Here is a 14987-nt window from a genome sequence, read left to right as displayed (position 1 = left end):
TTCAAGTGAAAATCATCCTGATTGCGCTGGCGCTAGCCGGCAGCCTGGCAGCGCGTGCCCAAGCCCCAGCCACCCTCAACGGGCAGCTGCCGGGCTGCGCCGATTCTACTACCGTGGCCGTGTTTGAGCCGGCGCCGGACGGGCGGTTCAATTTCTTCTTCACCGATGGCCCCAACGAGGCCCGGGTACACAGTGGGCGCTTCAGCTATGCGCTGCACCAACCCGCAGCGGGCATTGTGCGCCTTGCTAGCTCCTGCGCCAACCTGCTGCTCTACACCGAGCCGGGGGCTGCCATCGGCTTCAGCAGCACCGCCACGCCCGACGCGGCCAAGCGCGTGTACACGTTCAGCGGACCCAACGCGGCGGCCAACGACCTGCTGGCCAACCACCAGCTGCTCAACGCCGGGCCCGCTACCTCGAACCGTGTGGGCCGGATACTCGAAACCGCCCCCACCGCCGCCGCGGGCCTCACGCAGCTCCAAGACTCTTTGCTGCGGCCCGCCCTGGCGCCCCTGGTCCGCCTGCACCGCCAGGGCCGCACCTCGAAGGCCTGCTACCACTACCTGCGTGCCTACACCGAGCAAAATGTGGTTTTTTTCGCGGCAGGCATTTTGGCGGGCTACCTTAAAGATTCGGTGCGCACCAACCTGCACCCGGCCATGCACCCCGCCGGAGCGCGGCAGCTGCTGGCGAGCATTATGGCCCGCTACGACCCCGCCCAGCCGCGCTACCAGATGGCGGGCAACGACCTCGAAAAATACGTGTTGATAGAACGCGGCGTGCTGCCGGGCGCGGCCCCCACCGAGCGCACCTGGCAGCCCTTCGCCGCGCAGTTCGCGCCCGTCAACAGCGCCTTCGAGGCCTACGACTACGCGCCGCCGGCTGTGCAGCAGGGCGCCGTGGGTAATACCCTACTCACGGCGCTGGCTCTCAACGCCATGAGCCTAAGCGAATTTGCGGCCGTTTTTGCCACCTACGTGCAGAAGTTTCCGGCCAGTCCCTACGTGCCCCTTGTGGTGCACTACCTGCGGGGTGAGGCGGAGCGCACCGCTAAAGCCAATGCCGCAAAAGCCGCCGCGGCTACCCTAGGGGCCCCGGCCGCCGGCCCGGCCAACGTGCTCTTCGGCCAGCTGGCCGAGGGGCAGCGCGCCCTCACGTTTGGCGCCGCGCCAGGCCTCGACACGGTGCGGACCCTAGGGGGGCTGGTGCGCTCGCAGCGGCCGGGCCGGGCGGTGTTCGTCGATTTGTGGGCTTCGTGGTGCGGACCCTGCCTCGAGGAGTTCAAGCACGAGCCGGAGCTACACAAGTTCTTGACCGATAATAACGTAGATATCCTATACGTAGCCCTCGACCAGCCTGGCTTCCGCGACAAGTGGACCGCGCTGGCCGCCAGCTACCGCCTGCGTGGCTACCACTACCTGGCCCCGCCGGCACTACAAAAAGCCCTGGTACCCATCGTGCCCTACATCCCGCGCTATATGCTATTCGACAAAACCGGCCGGCTGGTAGAAGCCAGCGCCTACCGCCCCAGCGAGGGCGACCAGCTGCGCCAACAGGTAGTAGAGCGGCTGAAATAAGCGAGGGCCAGCGCCGTGAACTACGGAGCCGCCCGGCGTCGTTGCGGCCCTAGGGTGTAACTTGACGCGGCGCGGGCCGCTGGCAGGTCCGCCGGTCTTTTGCTTATGACGATGGTAACGACGGCCCCGGCGGCGGGGGCTACTGCGGGCACCGAGTTTCCGGCCCTCGCCCAGGTGCGGGCCGAGCTGGAAGCCTACAAGCGCAAGTTCTACCTGAGCCTGCTGGTGCGGGGCGGGCTCATTACGGCCGCGCTGCTGCTGAGCTTGTTCGTGGTGTTCAACGCCTTGGAGTATTTTCTGTACTTGCCTACGGCGGTGCGGGCGGCGCTGCTGTTCGGCTTTCTGGCCCTGGTGGCCTACGCGGTGGGGCGCTGGCTGTGGCAGCCGCTGGCCGCCCTCAGCAATTTGCGCCGGCTGCTGAGCGACGAGCAGGCGGCCCGCCAGGTGGGCGAGCTGTTTCCGCAGGTGCAGGACCGGCTGCTGAACGCCCTGCAGCTACAAGGCCAGGCCCGCGGCAATGAGCTGCTGCTGGCCAGCCTCGAGCAGCGCGCCGCCCAGCTCGGGGGCGTGTCGTTTGCCCAGGGCATTGACCTGCGCCAGCAAAGCCGCCCGCTGTGGAAATACGTGCTGCCGCCGCTGGCTTTGCTGCTAGGGGCGCTAGTGTTTTACCCGGCGTTTATCACCCAGGGCACCGGCCGCATCTGGCACTACCAGCGCCAGTACTCGCGCCCAGCGCCGTTTGACTTCGTGTTGAAAAATAAGAGCTTGCGGGTGTTTAAGGGCGAGAATTTCACCCTCGACGTGGCCGTGGCGGGCCGCGCCCTGCCCGCCGCCGTGAGCCTCGTGCTGCCCGGTGGGGGCGAGCGGCCCCTGACCAAAGTACCCGGCCACCCCGACGAGTTTCGCTACACCTTCGAGCAGCTCAGCCAGGACCAGACCTTTCAGCTCAGCGGCGCGGGCTTTGCCTCGCCCGAGTACCACCTCACGGTGCTGGAGCGGCCCGACTTGCGCGAGCTGACCGTGCAGGTAAGCTATCCCGCCTACACTGGCCGGCCCGCCGAAACCATCCGCAACGGCGGCAACCTAACGGTGCCAGAGGGCTCGCGCCTGCGCTGGCAGCTGGGCACGGCCGCCACCGAGGCCGCCAGCCTGGTATTTGAAAACCCCGACGAAACGCTGCCCGCCACCCGCCAGGGCGACACCTTCGTGGCCGAGCGGCCGGCGCTGCGCTCGCAGCCCTACCAGGTGCGCCTGCAAAACCCCAACAGCCTCAACCGCGACCCCATTGCCTACCAGCTGACGGTGGTGCCCGACGCGCCGCCCAGCCTCACGGTGGAGGCGTTTTCGGACACGGCTTCGCTGCGCTACCTGGCCCTAGGGGGCACCGCCCAGGACGACTACGGCCTGAGCACCCTGCGCCTGCACTACCGCGTGCGCCGCGCCAACCAGGGGCCAAATGGGGGAGGGGCTTACGCCAGCCGACCCCTCGGGCTGCCCGGCGGCGCGGGCGGCACCTACGCCTACACCTGGAACTTAGCGCCCCTAGGGCTAAAGCCGGGCGATAGACTGGAGTACTTTGTAGAAGCCATTGACAACGACGGTATTCACGGCCCCAAGAGCACCCGCTCGCGGGCGCTGGAGTTTCGGCTGCCCAGCCGGCGCGAGCAGGACCAGCAGCTGGCCAGCCAGGCCAACTCGGTGGCCAGCCAGCTGAGCAGCGCCGCCAAGCAAAGCAAGCAGCTGGAGCGCGAGCTGGCCCAGAGCCAGGACAAGCTCAAGACCAAGCGCGACATGAGCTTCCAAGACCGCAAGCAGCTGCAGGATATGCTGGACCAGAAAAACCAGTTCGACCAGCAAGTGCAGCAGATGCAGCAGCAGTTTGAGCAGCTGCAGCAGAAGCAAAACCAGCTAGACCCCAAGAGCGAGCAGCTGGCCGAGAAAGCCGAGGAGTTGAAAAAGCTGATGAAGGACCTGCTGGACCCCGAAACCAAGAAGCTCTACGACCAGCTGCAAAAGCTGCTGGAGCAGCAGCAGAAGCCCGACGCGGCCATGCAGCAGCTCTTGCAAAAGCTCGAAAACAAAGAAAATACCTTACAAAAAGAGCTGGACCGCGCCCTCGAAATGTTCAAGCAGCTGCAGTTTGAGCAAAAGGCCGAGCAAACTGCCGACCGGCTGGACCAGCTAGCCAAGGATGAGCAGAAGCTGGCCGAGCAAACCAAGCAAAACGACAAAGACAACCCCCAAAACCAGCAAAGCAAGGAGCAGCAGCGCGCCCAGCAGGAGCAGCTAAAGCAGCAGCAGGCCGAGAAGCGCCAGGAGTTTGAGGAGCTGAAAAAGGACTTGCAGGACCTGAAAAAGCAGGACCAGGAAATGGGCGACCAGAACGAGCTGGACGAGCAGAAGCCCCAGCAGCAGCAAACTGACCAGGACCTGCAGGATAGCGAGCAGCAGCTGAGCAAAAACCAGAACCAAAAAGCCAGCCAGAGCCAGCAGCAGGCCGCCCAGCGCATGCAGCAGATGGCCAAGAAAATGCGCGACGAGGCCAGCGACGACGAGCAGCAGAAAGCCCAGCAGAACATCGACGACCTGCGCGACATCCTGGATAACTTGGTGACGCTGAGCTTCGACCAGGAGAAGCTAATGAAGGACTTCCGCCAGGTAGACCAGAGCGACCCGCGCTTTGTGCAGTTGGGCCAAACCCAGCGCAAGCTGCGCGACGACTCGCGCATTATTCAGGACAGCCTATATGCGCTGGCCAAGCGCGAGCCGCGCATCCAAAGCTTCGTGACGCGCGAAGTGGGCGAGATGAACGGCCGCATGGATGAGGCCCTCGGGCACATTCGGCAGCGCGACGTGCCCCGCGCCACCACCGCCGAGCAGCAGGCCATGACCAGCATCAACAACCTGGCCCTGATGCTAAGCGATGCCCTAGGGCAGATGCAGCAGGCCATGCAGCAGATGCAGGGCCAGGGCCAACCCCAGAGCGGCAAGGGCAAAGGCAAGAAGAAAGGCAAGGGTGGCTCGCCCGGCGCCGGCAGCCTCAGCAAGATGCAGCAGCAGCTTAACCAGCAGATTCAGCAGCTGCAGCAAAGCGGCAAGACCGGCCGCGCCCTCTCGCAGGAGCTGGCCAAGCTGGCGGCCCAGCAGCAGCTCTTGCGCCAGGCCATGCAGCAACTGGACAACAGCCAGCTCGGCGCGGGCCAGCCCGGCGGCAAGGATGGCAAACCCGGCCCCGATGGCAAGCCGGGCAAGGATGGGAAACCCGGCCAGCCCGGCAGCGAGGACAAGGACGGCAAAAGCGGCCTAGGCAACGCGGGCGAGATGAAAAAAATGATGGAGCAAACCGAAACCGACCTCGTAAACAAGCGCCTGACTGAGGAAACCATTCAGCGCCAGCAGCAAATCCTGACCCGCTTGCTGGAAGCCGAAAAGTCGGCCCGCGAGCGCGACCAAGACAACAAGCGCGAGGCCCAGGCGCCCAAGAGCCCGCCGCCCGGCTTCCCGCCCGCCTTCGATAAGTACCGCCCCGCCGCCAAAGACCAGCAGACGGATTTGCTGCGCCGGCCCCAACCCACGTTCACGCCTTACTACCAAGAAAAAGTAAGCGAATATTTCCAGAAAACCCGTTAGCACCGCCGCAACTTTGCCCGGCGGGCTGCGTAGGTGCACGGTGCCCCAGCCAAGTGCGGAGCTTTATCGGGTAAGTGGCCGGGTTTCACCGGTTTAGAACAAATTATCTTTTTAAGCTGGTTTCCGTTATTTTTGCCGCTCTTCCGCGCTATCCTTCTTTCGCCATTCGCTGCCCCCAATGAAGCAGGTTAAAATTCAGATTCCGTCGCTCGTGGAAAACATCCGCGTCGTGGAGAGTTTTATTGACAACTCCAAGGACGCTTTCCACATCGAGGACGATATCTATGGCAACATCATGGTGGCCGTAACCGAAGCCGTCAACAACGCTATTCGGCACGGCAACAAGTTCGACAAGGACAAAAACGTGTATTTGGCACTATATGCCGACGAAAGTCAACTCAAATTTGAGATTGAGGATGAGGGCACGGGCTTCGACTACAACAACCTGGACGACCCCACGGCACCCGAAAACCTGGAGAACCCCGGTGGGCGCGGCATCTTCCTCATTCGCCACCTGGCCGACGAGGTAGAATTCAGCAAAGATGGCCGGCGCGTCGAGCTAACGTTTGCTCTCACGCCCGCGCCCGATACCACTGCCGCATGAGCCTAGCTACTCCCACCGGCGTGCGCTACTTCGAGGCGCCCGGCATCGAGTTTATCGTGGAGGACGTGGCGGATTTCTTTCTGCATGACGCCGAAGACCTGGTGGCTTGGATTGAGCGCATTGCTGTGGTGCACGAGTACCGCATTGCCCAGCTCACATTTATCTTCTGCTCCGACGAGTACCTGCACAAGCTGAACGTGGAATATCTCAACCACGACACGCTCACCGATATCATCACCTTCGACAACGCCGACGACGCCGACGTGCTGGAAGGCGACATATTTATTAGCGTCGAGCGCGTGCAGGACAATGCCAAGGACTTGACCATCAGCTTCCGCGATGAGCTGCATCGCGTCATGATTCACGGCGTGCTGCACCTGCTGGGCTACCACGACAAGGACTTGTTGAGCCAAACCGCCATGCGCCGCAAGGAGGATTATTGCCTGTCGCTGCGCACGTTTTAGCAACTACTGGTTGCCGTAAAACCTCTTAGAACGTCCTGCTCATCTGGCGTCCGCTTGCCGAAGTATCTCTACCACGCCATACGATGCGGTAGAGATGCTTCGGCAAGCGGACGCCAGATGAGCAGGACGTTCTTTTTTGCTGCTATTTTTAGGTTATGACTGCCCTTTCGCGCATTCCCGGCGCCATGCTGGATTATTACCTCGGCCAGGGCTACTACCGGATGAACCAGGACTTGTTCACCTGCCGGTTTTTGCCCCTCGGCCCCGACCTGCACACGGTGCATTGGCTGCGGCTGGTAGTGCCCCAGGTGCAGTACGGCCCCAAGCAGCGCCAGCTGCTGCGGCGCAACGAGCGCTTCGCCGTGGCCATCAAGCCTTTGCAGCTCAGCGCCGAGCACGAGGCGCTGTATGCGCGCTACTATCAATCACTCGATTTCGACACGGCTGCCACCCTTGAAGCGCTGCTGCTGGACGGGGCCGCGCACTCGGTGTTCACGTCCTACGTGATAGAAGTGCGCGACGCTGGGCAGCTGATTGCGGCCGGTATTTTCGACCACGGCCAGGACAGCATTGCGGGCATCGTCAACTTTTACGACCCCGCCTACCGCCAGTATAGCTTAGGCAAGTACCTGATGCTGCGCAAAACGGAGTACGCCCGCCAGCAGCGTCTGGCTCACTACTACCCTGGCTATTTGGTGCAGGGCTACCCTAAATTCGACTACAAGCTCTTCGCCTGCGAGGCGGCCACCGAGGTATTTGACTGCCTGAACAGCGAATGGCTGCCTTTTTCATGGCCCGAGGTGGCGCGGCAGTCGGCTGCTCTGGTGGCCGAACGGTACCTGCGCGACGTGTTCGGCGAGAAGGAGTAACTGTGAATCTTATAGGGGCTGATTCATTTAACTTATGGAAAATCAAGCAGCTACTTTTCTAATAGAAGATACTTTTACTATCATAAATCGCGGGACAGTGCTGATTGGAGAAACAACTGAAACTGTTTCTAATGGTCAGAGTCTACTATTCGACAATGGAGTCTGTTGGTCGATTAAATCGGTAGAGGCTCTCTATAGGCGTAACCAACCAGCAAAAATTGGGTTGCTGATGACTGCACTATCCAGCTCGCAGCAAGCATTTCTAATCAACCTTAAAGGTGCAACCGCTCGAATAATTTAATTAGCAAATTACGCTATGCTAACCCTAGCCCGCACCACCTCCGAAAACCCCGATTTTCGCACGCTCGTGCAGCGGCTGGACCAGGACCTGGCCGCGCGCGACGGGGCCGAAGCCACCTTTTACGCGCAGTATAATAAGCTGGACCTCATTCGGCACGCCGTGGTGGCCTATGCTGACGGCCAGCCGGTAGGCTGCGGCGCGTTCAAGGAGTTTGAGGCGGGCGCGGTCGAAATCAAGCGCATGTACGTGGCACCCACGCAGCGGCGGCAGGGCGTGGCGCAGGCCGTGCTGAGCGAGTTGGAGCGCTGGGCCACCAAGCTGGGCTACGCCACCGCCGTGCTCGAAACCGGCCGGCGCCAGCCCGAAGCCATTGCGCTTTACCAGCGCAGCGGCTACCACCTCACCGCCAACTACGGGCAGTACGTGGGCGTGGCCAACAGCGTATGCATGCGCAAAAGCCTGGAAAGCACCGTTTCGCCCGGCTAGGCGCAGGTTTCGCCGGGCGCAGGAAAAGTGGGGGGCGAATTATGTTGGCGCCGGCTGCGTTATCGCTGGCTGCGCGCTGCCTTACGCAGCAGCCGTACCTTTGCAGCCTGATTGTCAGCCCTGCGAAACCTATTTTAACCTAGCGAGACTTTGCGCGCGATGTTTCAACAAGAAGAATACGACCTGATTGTGGTGGGCGCGGGCCACGCCGGCTGCGAGGCCGCCGCGGCCGCCGCCAACCTGGGCTTGCGGGTGCTGCTGGCCACCATGAACCTGAACACCATCGCTCAGATGTCGTGCAACCCGGCCATGGGCGGCGTGGCCAAAGGGCAGATTGTGCGCGAAATTGACGCCCTAGGGGGGCAGTCGGGTATCATCACCGACCGCACCATGATTCAGTTTCGGATGCTGAACCGCTCGAAGGGCCCCGCCATGTGGAGCCCTCGGGCCCAGAGCGACCGCATGCGCTTTGCCGAGGCGTGGCGCCTGACGCTGGAGGGCATTGCCAACGTCGATTTCTGGCAGGAAGCCGTCACGGGCCTGCTCATCGAAAACGACGCTTGCGTGGGCGTGCGCACCGCCCTGGGTATCGAGTTTCGGGCCAAGACGGTGGTGCTCACCAACGGCACCTTCCTGAACGGCCTCATTCACATTGGCGAGAAGAACTTCGGGGGCGGGCGCGCCGCCGAGAAAAACAGCCGCGGCATCACCGAGCAGTTGGTGGAGCTGGGCTTCGAGGCCGGGCGCATGAAAACCGGCACCCCACCCCGCGTGGATGGCCGCTCGCTCGACTACTCGAAGATGGAGGTGCAGGACGGCGACCAGCACCCGAGCCGCTTCTCGTACCTGGATACCCCTAGGCTGACCCAGCAGCGCCCCTGCTACATCACCTACACCAACGAGCGGGTGCACAGCATCTTGCGCGAGGGGTTCGAGAAGTCACCCATGTTTCAGGGCCGCATCAAGGGCCTAGGGCCGCGCTACTGCCCCAGCGTGGAAGACAAAATCAACCGCTTTGCCGATAAGGACCGCCACCAGATTTTTGTGGAGCCGGAAGGCTGGAGCACCGTCGAGTGCTACGTGAACGGGTTTTCGAGCAGCTTGCCCGAGGATGTGCAGTACCGCGCCCTGCGCGAGATTGCCGGTTTCGAAAAGGCCAAGATGTTCCGGCCCGGCTACGCCATCGAGTACGACTTCTTTCCGCCCACGCAGCTCACCAATACGCTCGAAACCAAGCTGGTACGCAACCTCTGGCTGGCTGGCCAAATTAACGGCACCACCGGCTACGAGGAAGCGGCCTGCCAGGGCCTGATGGCGGGCATCAACGCCCACCAGCGGGTGGCGGGCAAGCCGGCCTTCACGCTGGGGCGCGACGAGGCTTATATCGGCGTGCTCATCGACGACCTCATCAACAAAGGCACCGAGGAGCCCTACCGCATGTTCACGAGCCGCGCCGAGCACCGCATTTTGCTGCGCCAGGACAATGCCGACCTGCGCCTGACGCCCCGCGCCCACGCCCTGGGCCTGGCCAGCGACGAGCGCCTAACCCGCGTGCGCCAGAAGGAAGCCGACACCGCCGCCGTGCTGGCCACGCTGGAGAAATTCGGCGTGGAGCCGACCGCTATCAACCCCTTTTTGGCGGCCAAAAACTCGGCCGAAATCCACGAGAAAACCCGCGCCGTGAATTTGCTGCGCCGCCCCGGCGTGGAGCTGGCCGAGCTGGCCGCCGCCCTGCCAGCGCTGGCCGAGGCCCTAGGGCCCTACGGCGAGGAAGCGCAGGAGCAAGCCGTTATCCAAATCAAGTACGAAACCTACTTGCTGAAAGAGCAGCAGCAGGCCCAGCGCATGCGCGAGCTGGAAGACTTCCGCATCTCGGGCCGGCTCAACTACCAGGCCATGCCCGCCCTTAGCCACGAGGCCCGCGAGAAGCTGCTCAAGATTCAGCCCGAAACCCTAGGGCAGGCCTCGCGCATCAGCGGCGTGAGCCCGGCCGACGTGTCGGTACTGATGGTGTATTTGAACCGTTAACGTTGCTAAAAAAGAACGTCATGCTGAGCGCAGCCGAAGCATCTCTCCCACGCCGTCCTGACGATTCGCCAACGGTGCGGTAGAGATGCTTCGGCTGCGCTCAGCATGACGTTCTTTTTTAATTCATAATTATTAAGTAGTGAACGAGTTACTTACGGCCTGCCCCATTTGCGGGTCGACGAAGCTGCAGCCCCGGCTGCGGGTGCCGGACCGCTCGGTGAGCCAGGAGACGTTTGTGCTGGATGAGTGCCAGCGGTGCGGTTTCTTATTTACCAACCCGCGGCCCGACGCGGCCAGCATCGGGCGCTACTACGAGTCGGCGGCCTACGTATCGCACAATGCCCGGGCCGGCGGGCTCGTGAACCAGGTGTACCGCTTGGCGCGGTTTTTTACGGTGCGCGCCAAAACGCGGCTCATCACCCGGCTCCATGGGGGCCGGCCGGGCCGGCTGCTCGACTACGGCTGCGGCACCGGGCACTTTCTGGCCCAGGCCCGGCGGGCGGGCTGGGAAGTAACCGGCCTGGAGCCCAACCCCCAGGCCCGCGCCGACGCCGAAGCCCGCGTGGGCGTGCCCATCGGCGAGCCGGCCGAACTGGCCACGCTGCCGCCCGCCAGCTACGACGTCATCACCCTCTGGCACGTGCTCGAGCACGTGCACACCCTCGACGATACGCTGGCGCAGTTGCTGGCGGCACTGCGGCCGGGCGGGCTGCTGCTGGTGGCCGTGCCCAACGCCGACAGCCACGACGCCCGCCACTACGGCCCCTACTGGGCGGCCTACGACGTGCCCCGCCACCTCTACCACTTCACGCCGGCCACCATGCGCCGCCTGCTGGGGCGCCACGGCCTGCGCATTACCCACCAGCTGCCCTTGCGCCTCGACGCCTACTACGTCAGCATGCTGTCGGAAGGGCTGCGGCCCGCCGAGCAGGCGCGGGGCCGGCTGGCTACCCTGCGCCAAGGCTACCGCTCGAACCAGCACGCCGCCCAGCACGAAAACAACTACTCGAGCGTGCTCTACGTGGCCGAAGCCCCGCCGGCCTAGGGGCCTTGTTTGAGTAAAAGCCGGTTGAAACCCGTCTGTCATCCTGCGCTTGCGCAGGACTTTTTCACGCTTGCTCGGTAAGCGCTTTTAGCAAGCAAGGTCACCGTGGCAAGGTCCTGCGCAAGCTCCGAATGACTACGTTTTTCTGGTCGCCTCACCAGCTGCTTGCTACTGCGGGCCGCCCTAGGGCAGTTGGTGCGGGGCGCTGCTTGTTTGCGGGCGGGGCGCACTGCGGCGGGTACTTTTGCGTTGCTGTTTCGTTTATCTATCACGCTGCTTTGGGTTTAAACTGGACTATAAAACCGCTGCGTCGCAGTGCGTGGTGGGGGAGGGGCCCGGCCGGCCTGCTGGCCTTGGCGGCCCTAGGTGGCTGCGCGGCCGTAGGCTCGCCCCAGGGCGGCCCGCGCGATAAAACGCCGCCGCGCCTGGTGGCTACCTCGCCCGACAGCGCGGCCCGCAACGTGAAGCAGCAGTTTATCCGCCTCACCTTCTCGGAGCCGGTGCAGCTCAAGGAGCTGAGCAAGCAGCTGCTCATCACGCCCCAGCTGCCGCCCGATAATGCTTATTCGACCCGCGAGGAGCGCAACGTTATCTCGCTGATTTTTAAGAAGCCGCTCGACGCCAACACCACCTACTCGTTTAACTTTCGGCGGGCCATCGTGGACGTGACCGAGGGCCAGCCCGCCCGCTACCAGGCCCTGAGCTTCAGCACGGGCGCCACCCTCGACTCGGGCCGCGTGCAGGGCCGGGTGGTGGATTTGTTGACCGGGCTGCCCGCCAAGGAAGCCGTGGTGGGCCTCTACCGCGCCGCCGACACTACCAAGGTGCGCCGCGACCCGCCCTACTACCTGGCCCGCACCGACGACAAAGGGCAGTTTCAACTCAACTTTGTGCGCGTGGCGCCCTACCGGGTATACGCCTGGGTGGACAAGAACGGCAACGGCCGCTTTGATGATGGCGAGAAGATTGCCTACCTGCCGGCCCCGCTCCTCATCACCGATACCACCGCCGCGCGCACCCTATCCCTGGTGCGCCCCGACCGCCTGCCCCCGCGCCGCACCGGCCTCGAAGCCGCCGCCGATGCCAACCGCCTGCGCTTCGACGAAGGCCTGCGGGCCGTGCGCCTGACGGCCCTGGCGCCGGGCGCCGACACGGCCGCCGTGCGCGCCGCCACGCTGCTAGCCGACCAGGGCCGGCTGGTGGAGGTATTTAAAACGCCCGCCGTGGGCGACGGCCGCTACCTGCTGGCCGTGACCGACAGCACCGGCAACACCCGCCGCGACACGGTAAACCTGCGCTTTCCGGTGCCTACTTCCAACGCCCGCAAGGCCCTGCCGGCTGCGGCTACGGTGCTGGAGGGCAGTCCGCGCGCGGTGTACCGGCAGGGCCAGTTGCGGTTTAAGTTCCTGGTACCCGTGCGCCTAGTGGCCAGCAAAGCGCCCGGCACGCTCACCGAAGACTCGGTGCGCACCCGCCCCCTGCGCGTGCCGGCCGACGCCTACCTGAGCCCCAACGGCACCCAGCTGACGGTAGTGCTGGATACGAAAGCGCAGAAATTCATCAATATTAAGCTCGACTCCACGGCTCTCCGGGCCGTCACGGGCCAGTCGCTGGGGTTGCGCCGCCCCGTGCGCCTTTTAGTTACCGACCAGGAGCCTACCGGCGTGCTGCTGGGCACCATTCAAACCAAGCAGCCGAGCTTTTTTCTGCAGCTGCTGAACGAGAAATACGAAGTAGTGGAGCAGCGGCGCTCGCCCAAGGGTTCTTACCGCTTCGAGCGCCTGCTGCCCGGCAAGTACCGCCTGCGCGTACTCATCGACGCCAACAACGACGGCCGCTGGTACCCCGGCGACCCCGACCTGCAGCAGCCCGCCGAGCCCGTTTACCTCTACCCCAAGCTACTGGAAATAAGGGCTGGCTTCGAGATAGAGGAGAAGCTGAGCTTCTAGCCCAGCTGGGGGCCTAGGGGGTGCGAGCCGCCCCAACTTAGCTAGCGTCCGCTAGCTAAGTTGGGGCGGCTTCTCTTTTTGCCGGCCATTCCTGCGGCGCCTTGCCAGTTTGCTAGGCCCTGGGACGCTTGGTGACTGGTACCCGCACGGGCTCCAGGGGCGGCTAACGGAGCGCTCGCAGCGGCTTGGGCGCCTAGGGGAGAAGCTCTGTGGAAAACTTACTAGGCGCTACAAGTTACTGAGGGCCTTTTTTGCGGGTTATGCACCGTTTATCCACAGGCTATTCCACAGGCGAGCGCGGCGGCGCAGTTTTTTGTGGACAACCTGGGGGAAAACCCACCGGGCGCCGTGGATAAGATGGGTAAAAGTTTAGTTGCCCACGCCGCTCCCCGCACAGGTGCGGCCGGCGGTGGATAACGGTGAATAACTATCCCCAGCGGCGCGCCCAATTCACACTGCCCCCAGGCGGTGGATTGTGAACACGTGGATAAGTGCTGTGAATAGTGAATAAGTAGGATAATTGCTTAGTAATCAATAGTTTACTATCCACATTGCCTGTGGATAGCCGGTGAATAGTGGATAACTTATGCACCCCCTATCCACAGTGTGCACAAGTGAGCGGGGTTTTCCACTTATCCACTGTCCTAACGAGTGGAAATAAAGAGAAAGCTTTTTAAAAAAATTTAATTAATCTTATTAGGACGTGGAAAACTCTGGTCGGCTGAGTTCGCGCCTGGGTTGGGGGCTTCGGGTGGGCGCGGGCCCTAGGCCCCTAACCCAGGCGCAACCCACCGGCCCCGAAACCCGAACAAGTCCGCAAACGCGTCCCCTTATGCCCTTCAACTACGACCAGGATTTTGCGCACCTCGACTTTCGGCAGCACCCCGAGCGCTACCGCGTGGGCCGGGGCGAGCAGGGCGTGCTGCTGGTGCAGCCCTACAAAGGCGAAATCCTGCCCCACTGGCGCTTTAAAGACGCGGCGGCGGCCCGCGAGTCGTCGGCCGCCATTTGGAAGCTCTTCGAGGACTATTTGGCAGCTCACGACTTTGTGGGGGCCGACATGGCGCGCAAGTTTCTGCAAATGGGCTTCACCAGGGCCCGGCGCTACGCCAACCACGCGGGCGGCAAGAAGTACGCCGGCCCGGTACCCGCCGATAAAAAAGGCCAAAGCGGCGCCCACGGCCGCGCCGAGCTACCCCGCACCGCCCAGCCCGACCCCGACAAGGTAGAAGCCGCTGCCATTTTCAAAACCAAGTGGGACGAGGCCAAAGTCCACCCCGAGTACCAGCGCCAAAAAGCGGCCTTCGAGGCCCGCTACGGCAAGTAGCCCGCCCCGCACCCGCTACCTTTGGGGCCAGTTGAAGGCGAGCCAGTCAAGAAAACGGATAAGCCCGGCAGTGGCGGCAGCAAGGCAGCAGCCGGCGAAAGTTATCCACGGCTTTATCCACATTTCCACCCTAGGCACCTGCCTTAGGTAGCTCATTTCCAGCTTCTCACACCTGTCACATTCCCCACATTTTGTATATGAGCACCCCAAGCAGCATCGAAGAAAACGAGATTATCCTGGGCACCGGCATGGGGCCGCTGCGCTTCGGCACCTCCATGGACGAGGTGCGCACCCTGGTGGGCGAGCCTGAGGAGATTGACGAGTCGGAGGACGACGACGAGTTTGAGCACCAGGCCTGGAACTACTACGAGGACGACCACCTGCTGTCGCTGTATTTCGACCGCGAGGACGACTTCCGCCTGAGCTGCATCGAAACCGACAATCCCAGTTTGCGACTCTTCGGCGAGCCGATTCAGGGCCGCCCGCTCGACGAAATCCGCAGCCTGATGGAGCGGAACGGCCAGGGCACGGCCGAGCTGGAAACTATGGAAGGCGGTGAGATGCGCCTCTCCTACGAAAAAGCCATGATTGACCTTTATTTTGAAGAAGGCAAGCTACAATTTGTCAATTTCGGGGTATTCATCAACGATGACCTGGAAGTGCAGTGGCCAAAATAGTTTCCGAAGTTATCCACAAAATTGCCCTTT

At 62.9% G+C, this 14987-nt stretch carries 12 protein-coding genes; all 12 read left to right on the top strand.

The window, feature by feature from the left end:
• Positions 1 to 5 precede the first annotated feature (5 nt).
• The 12 genes from HHL22_RS17070 to HHL22_RS17015 all read left to right on the top strand — a co-directional run bounded on the left by HHL22_RS17070 (position 6) and on the right by HHL22_RS17015 (position 14957).
• On the top strand, positions 6 to 1577 hold the full coding sequence (locus tag HHL22_RS17070; protein ID WP_169532622.1) for a TlpA family protein disulfide reductase: 1572 nt from the start codon (positions 6 to 8) through the stop codon (positions 1575 to 1577).
• A 105-nt stretch (positions 1578 to 1682) separates the two neighbouring features.
• Positions 1683 to 5207, top strand: coding sequence for a collagen-like protein (locus HHL22_RS24265; protein ID WP_262888392.1), 3525 nt, complete (start codon positions 1683 to 1685; stop codon positions 5205 to 5207).
• A gap of 178 nt (positions 5208 to 5385) precedes the next feature.
• Positions 5386 to 5811: an ATP-binding protein gene (locus HHL22_RS17060; protein WP_169532621.1), complete on the top strand. Its 426-nt coding sequence runs from the start codon at positions 5386 to 5388 to the stop codon at positions 5809 to 5811.
• Positions 5808 to 6275 (top strand): rRNA maturation RNase YbeY, encoded by a 468-nt coding sequence (ybeY, locus tag HHL22_RS17055; RefSeq protein ID WP_169532620.1) that lies wholly within the window; start codon positions 5808 to 5810, stop codon positions 6273 to 6275. The genes HHL22_RS17060 and ybeY overlap by 4 nt, the downstream gene beginning before the upstream one ends.
• Before the next feature lie 155 nt (positions 6276 to 6430).
• Positions 6431 to 7144 (top strand): GNAT family N-acetyltransferase, encoded by a 714-nt coding sequence (locus HHL22_RS17050; RefSeq protein WP_195809330.1) that lies wholly within the window; start codon positions 6431 to 6433, stop codon positions 7142 to 7144.
• 34 nt (positions 7145 to 7178) lie between these two features.
• Entirely contained in the window at positions 7179 to 7445 is a 267-nt protein-coding gene (locus HHL22_RS17045) for a hypothetical protein (protein WP_169532619.1), read from the top strand.
• A gap of 15 nt (positions 7446 to 7460) precedes the next feature.
• Positions 7461 to 7931, top strand: a complete 471-nt coding sequence (locus HHL22_RS17040) for a GNAT family N-acetyltransferase (RefSeq protein WP_169532618.1) — start codon at positions 7461 to 7463, stop codon at positions 7929 to 7931.
• A gap of 159 nt (positions 7932 to 8090) precedes the next feature.
• Positions 8091 to 9959, top strand: coding sequence for a tRNA uridine-5-carboxymethylaminomethyl(34) synthesis enzyme MnmG (gene mnmG / locus HHL22_RS17035; protein ID WP_169532617.1), 1869 nt, complete (start codon positions 8091 to 8093; stop codon positions 9957 to 9959).
• A gap of 139 nt (positions 9960 to 10098) precedes the next feature.
• Positions 10099 to 11004 carry a class I SAM-dependent methyltransferase gene (locus HHL22_RS17030; RefSeq protein ID WP_169532616.1) on the top strand — a complete coding sequence of 302 codons (906 nt, stop codon included), beginning with the start codon at positions 10099 to 10101 and terminating at the stop codon, positions 11002 to 11004.
• Between the two features lie 278 nt (positions 11005 to 11282).
• Positions 11283 to 12953 carry an Ig-like domain-containing domain gene (locus HHL22_RS17025; RefSeq protein ID WP_169532615.1) on the top strand — a complete coding sequence of 557 codons (1671 nt, stop codon included), beginning with the start codon at positions 11283 to 11285 and terminating at the stop codon, positions 12951 to 12953.
• Between the two features lie 832 nt (positions 12954 to 13785).
• Positions 13786 to 14280: a DUF4385 domain-containing protein gene (locus tag HHL22_RS17020; protein WP_169532614.1), complete on the top strand. Its 495-nt coding sequence runs from the start codon at positions 13786 to 13788 to the stop codon at positions 14278 to 14280.
• Between the two features lie 197 nt (positions 14281 to 14477).
• The gene (locus HHL22_RS17015) at positions 14478 to 14957 is read left to right on the top strand and encodes a hypothetical protein (RefSeq protein WP_169532613.1); all 480 of its coding nucleotides are present in this window, start codon (positions 14478 to 14480) and stop codon (positions 14955 to 14957) included.
• The last annotated feature ends 30 nt before the right edge of the window (positions 14958 to 14987 follow it).

The organism is Hymenobacter polaris (assembly GCF_012927305.1).
GTDB classification, from domain to species: domain Bacteria; phylum Bacteroidota; class Bacteroidia; order Cytophagales; family Hymenobacteraceae; genus Hymenobacter; species Hymenobacter polaris.
Note: the sequence above shows the minus strand (reverse complement) of the source record. Positions and strands in the feature narration are given on the sequence as shown.

What these genes read in the sequence shown, in the direction of transcription:
- mnmG (WP_169532617.1), top strand. Translation starts at nt 8,091, where the DNA reads ATGTTTCAACAAGAAGAATACGACCTGATTGTGGTGGGCGCGGGCCAC.
- HHL22_RS24265 (WP_262888392.1), top strand. Translation starts at nt 1,683, where the DNA reads ATGACGATGGTAACGACGGCCCCGGCGGCGGGGGCTACTGCGGGCACC.
- HHL22_RS17040 (WP_169532618.1), top strand. Translation starts at nt 7,461, where the DNA reads ATGCTAACCCTAGCCCGCACCACCTCCGAAAACCCCGATTTTCGCACG.
- HHL22_RS17020 (WP_169532614.1), top strand. Translation starts at nt 13,786, where the DNA reads ATGCCCTTCAACTACGACCAGGATTTTGCGCACCTCGACTTTCGGCAG.
- HHL22_RS17015 (WP_169532613.1), top strand. Translation starts at nt 14,478, where the DNA reads ATGAGCACCCCAAGCAGCATCGAAGAAAACGAGATTATCCTGGGCACC.
- ybeY (WP_169532620.1), top strand. Translation starts at nt 5,808, where the DNA reads ATGAGCCTAGCTACTCCCACCGGCGTGCGCTACTTCGAGGCGCCCGGC.
- HHL22_RS17050 (WP_195809330.1), top strand. Translation starts at nt 6,431, where the DNA reads ATGACTGCCCTTTCGCGCATTCCCGGCGCCATGCTGGATTATTACCTC.
- HHL22_RS17045 (WP_169532619.1), top strand. Translation starts at nt 7,179, where the DNA reads ATGGAAAATCAAGCAGCTACTTTTCTAATAGAAGATACTTTTACTATC.
- HHL22_RS17060 (WP_169532621.1), top strand. Translation starts at nt 5,386, where the DNA reads ATGAAGCAGGTTAAAATTCAGATTCCGTCGCTCGTGGAAAACATCCGC.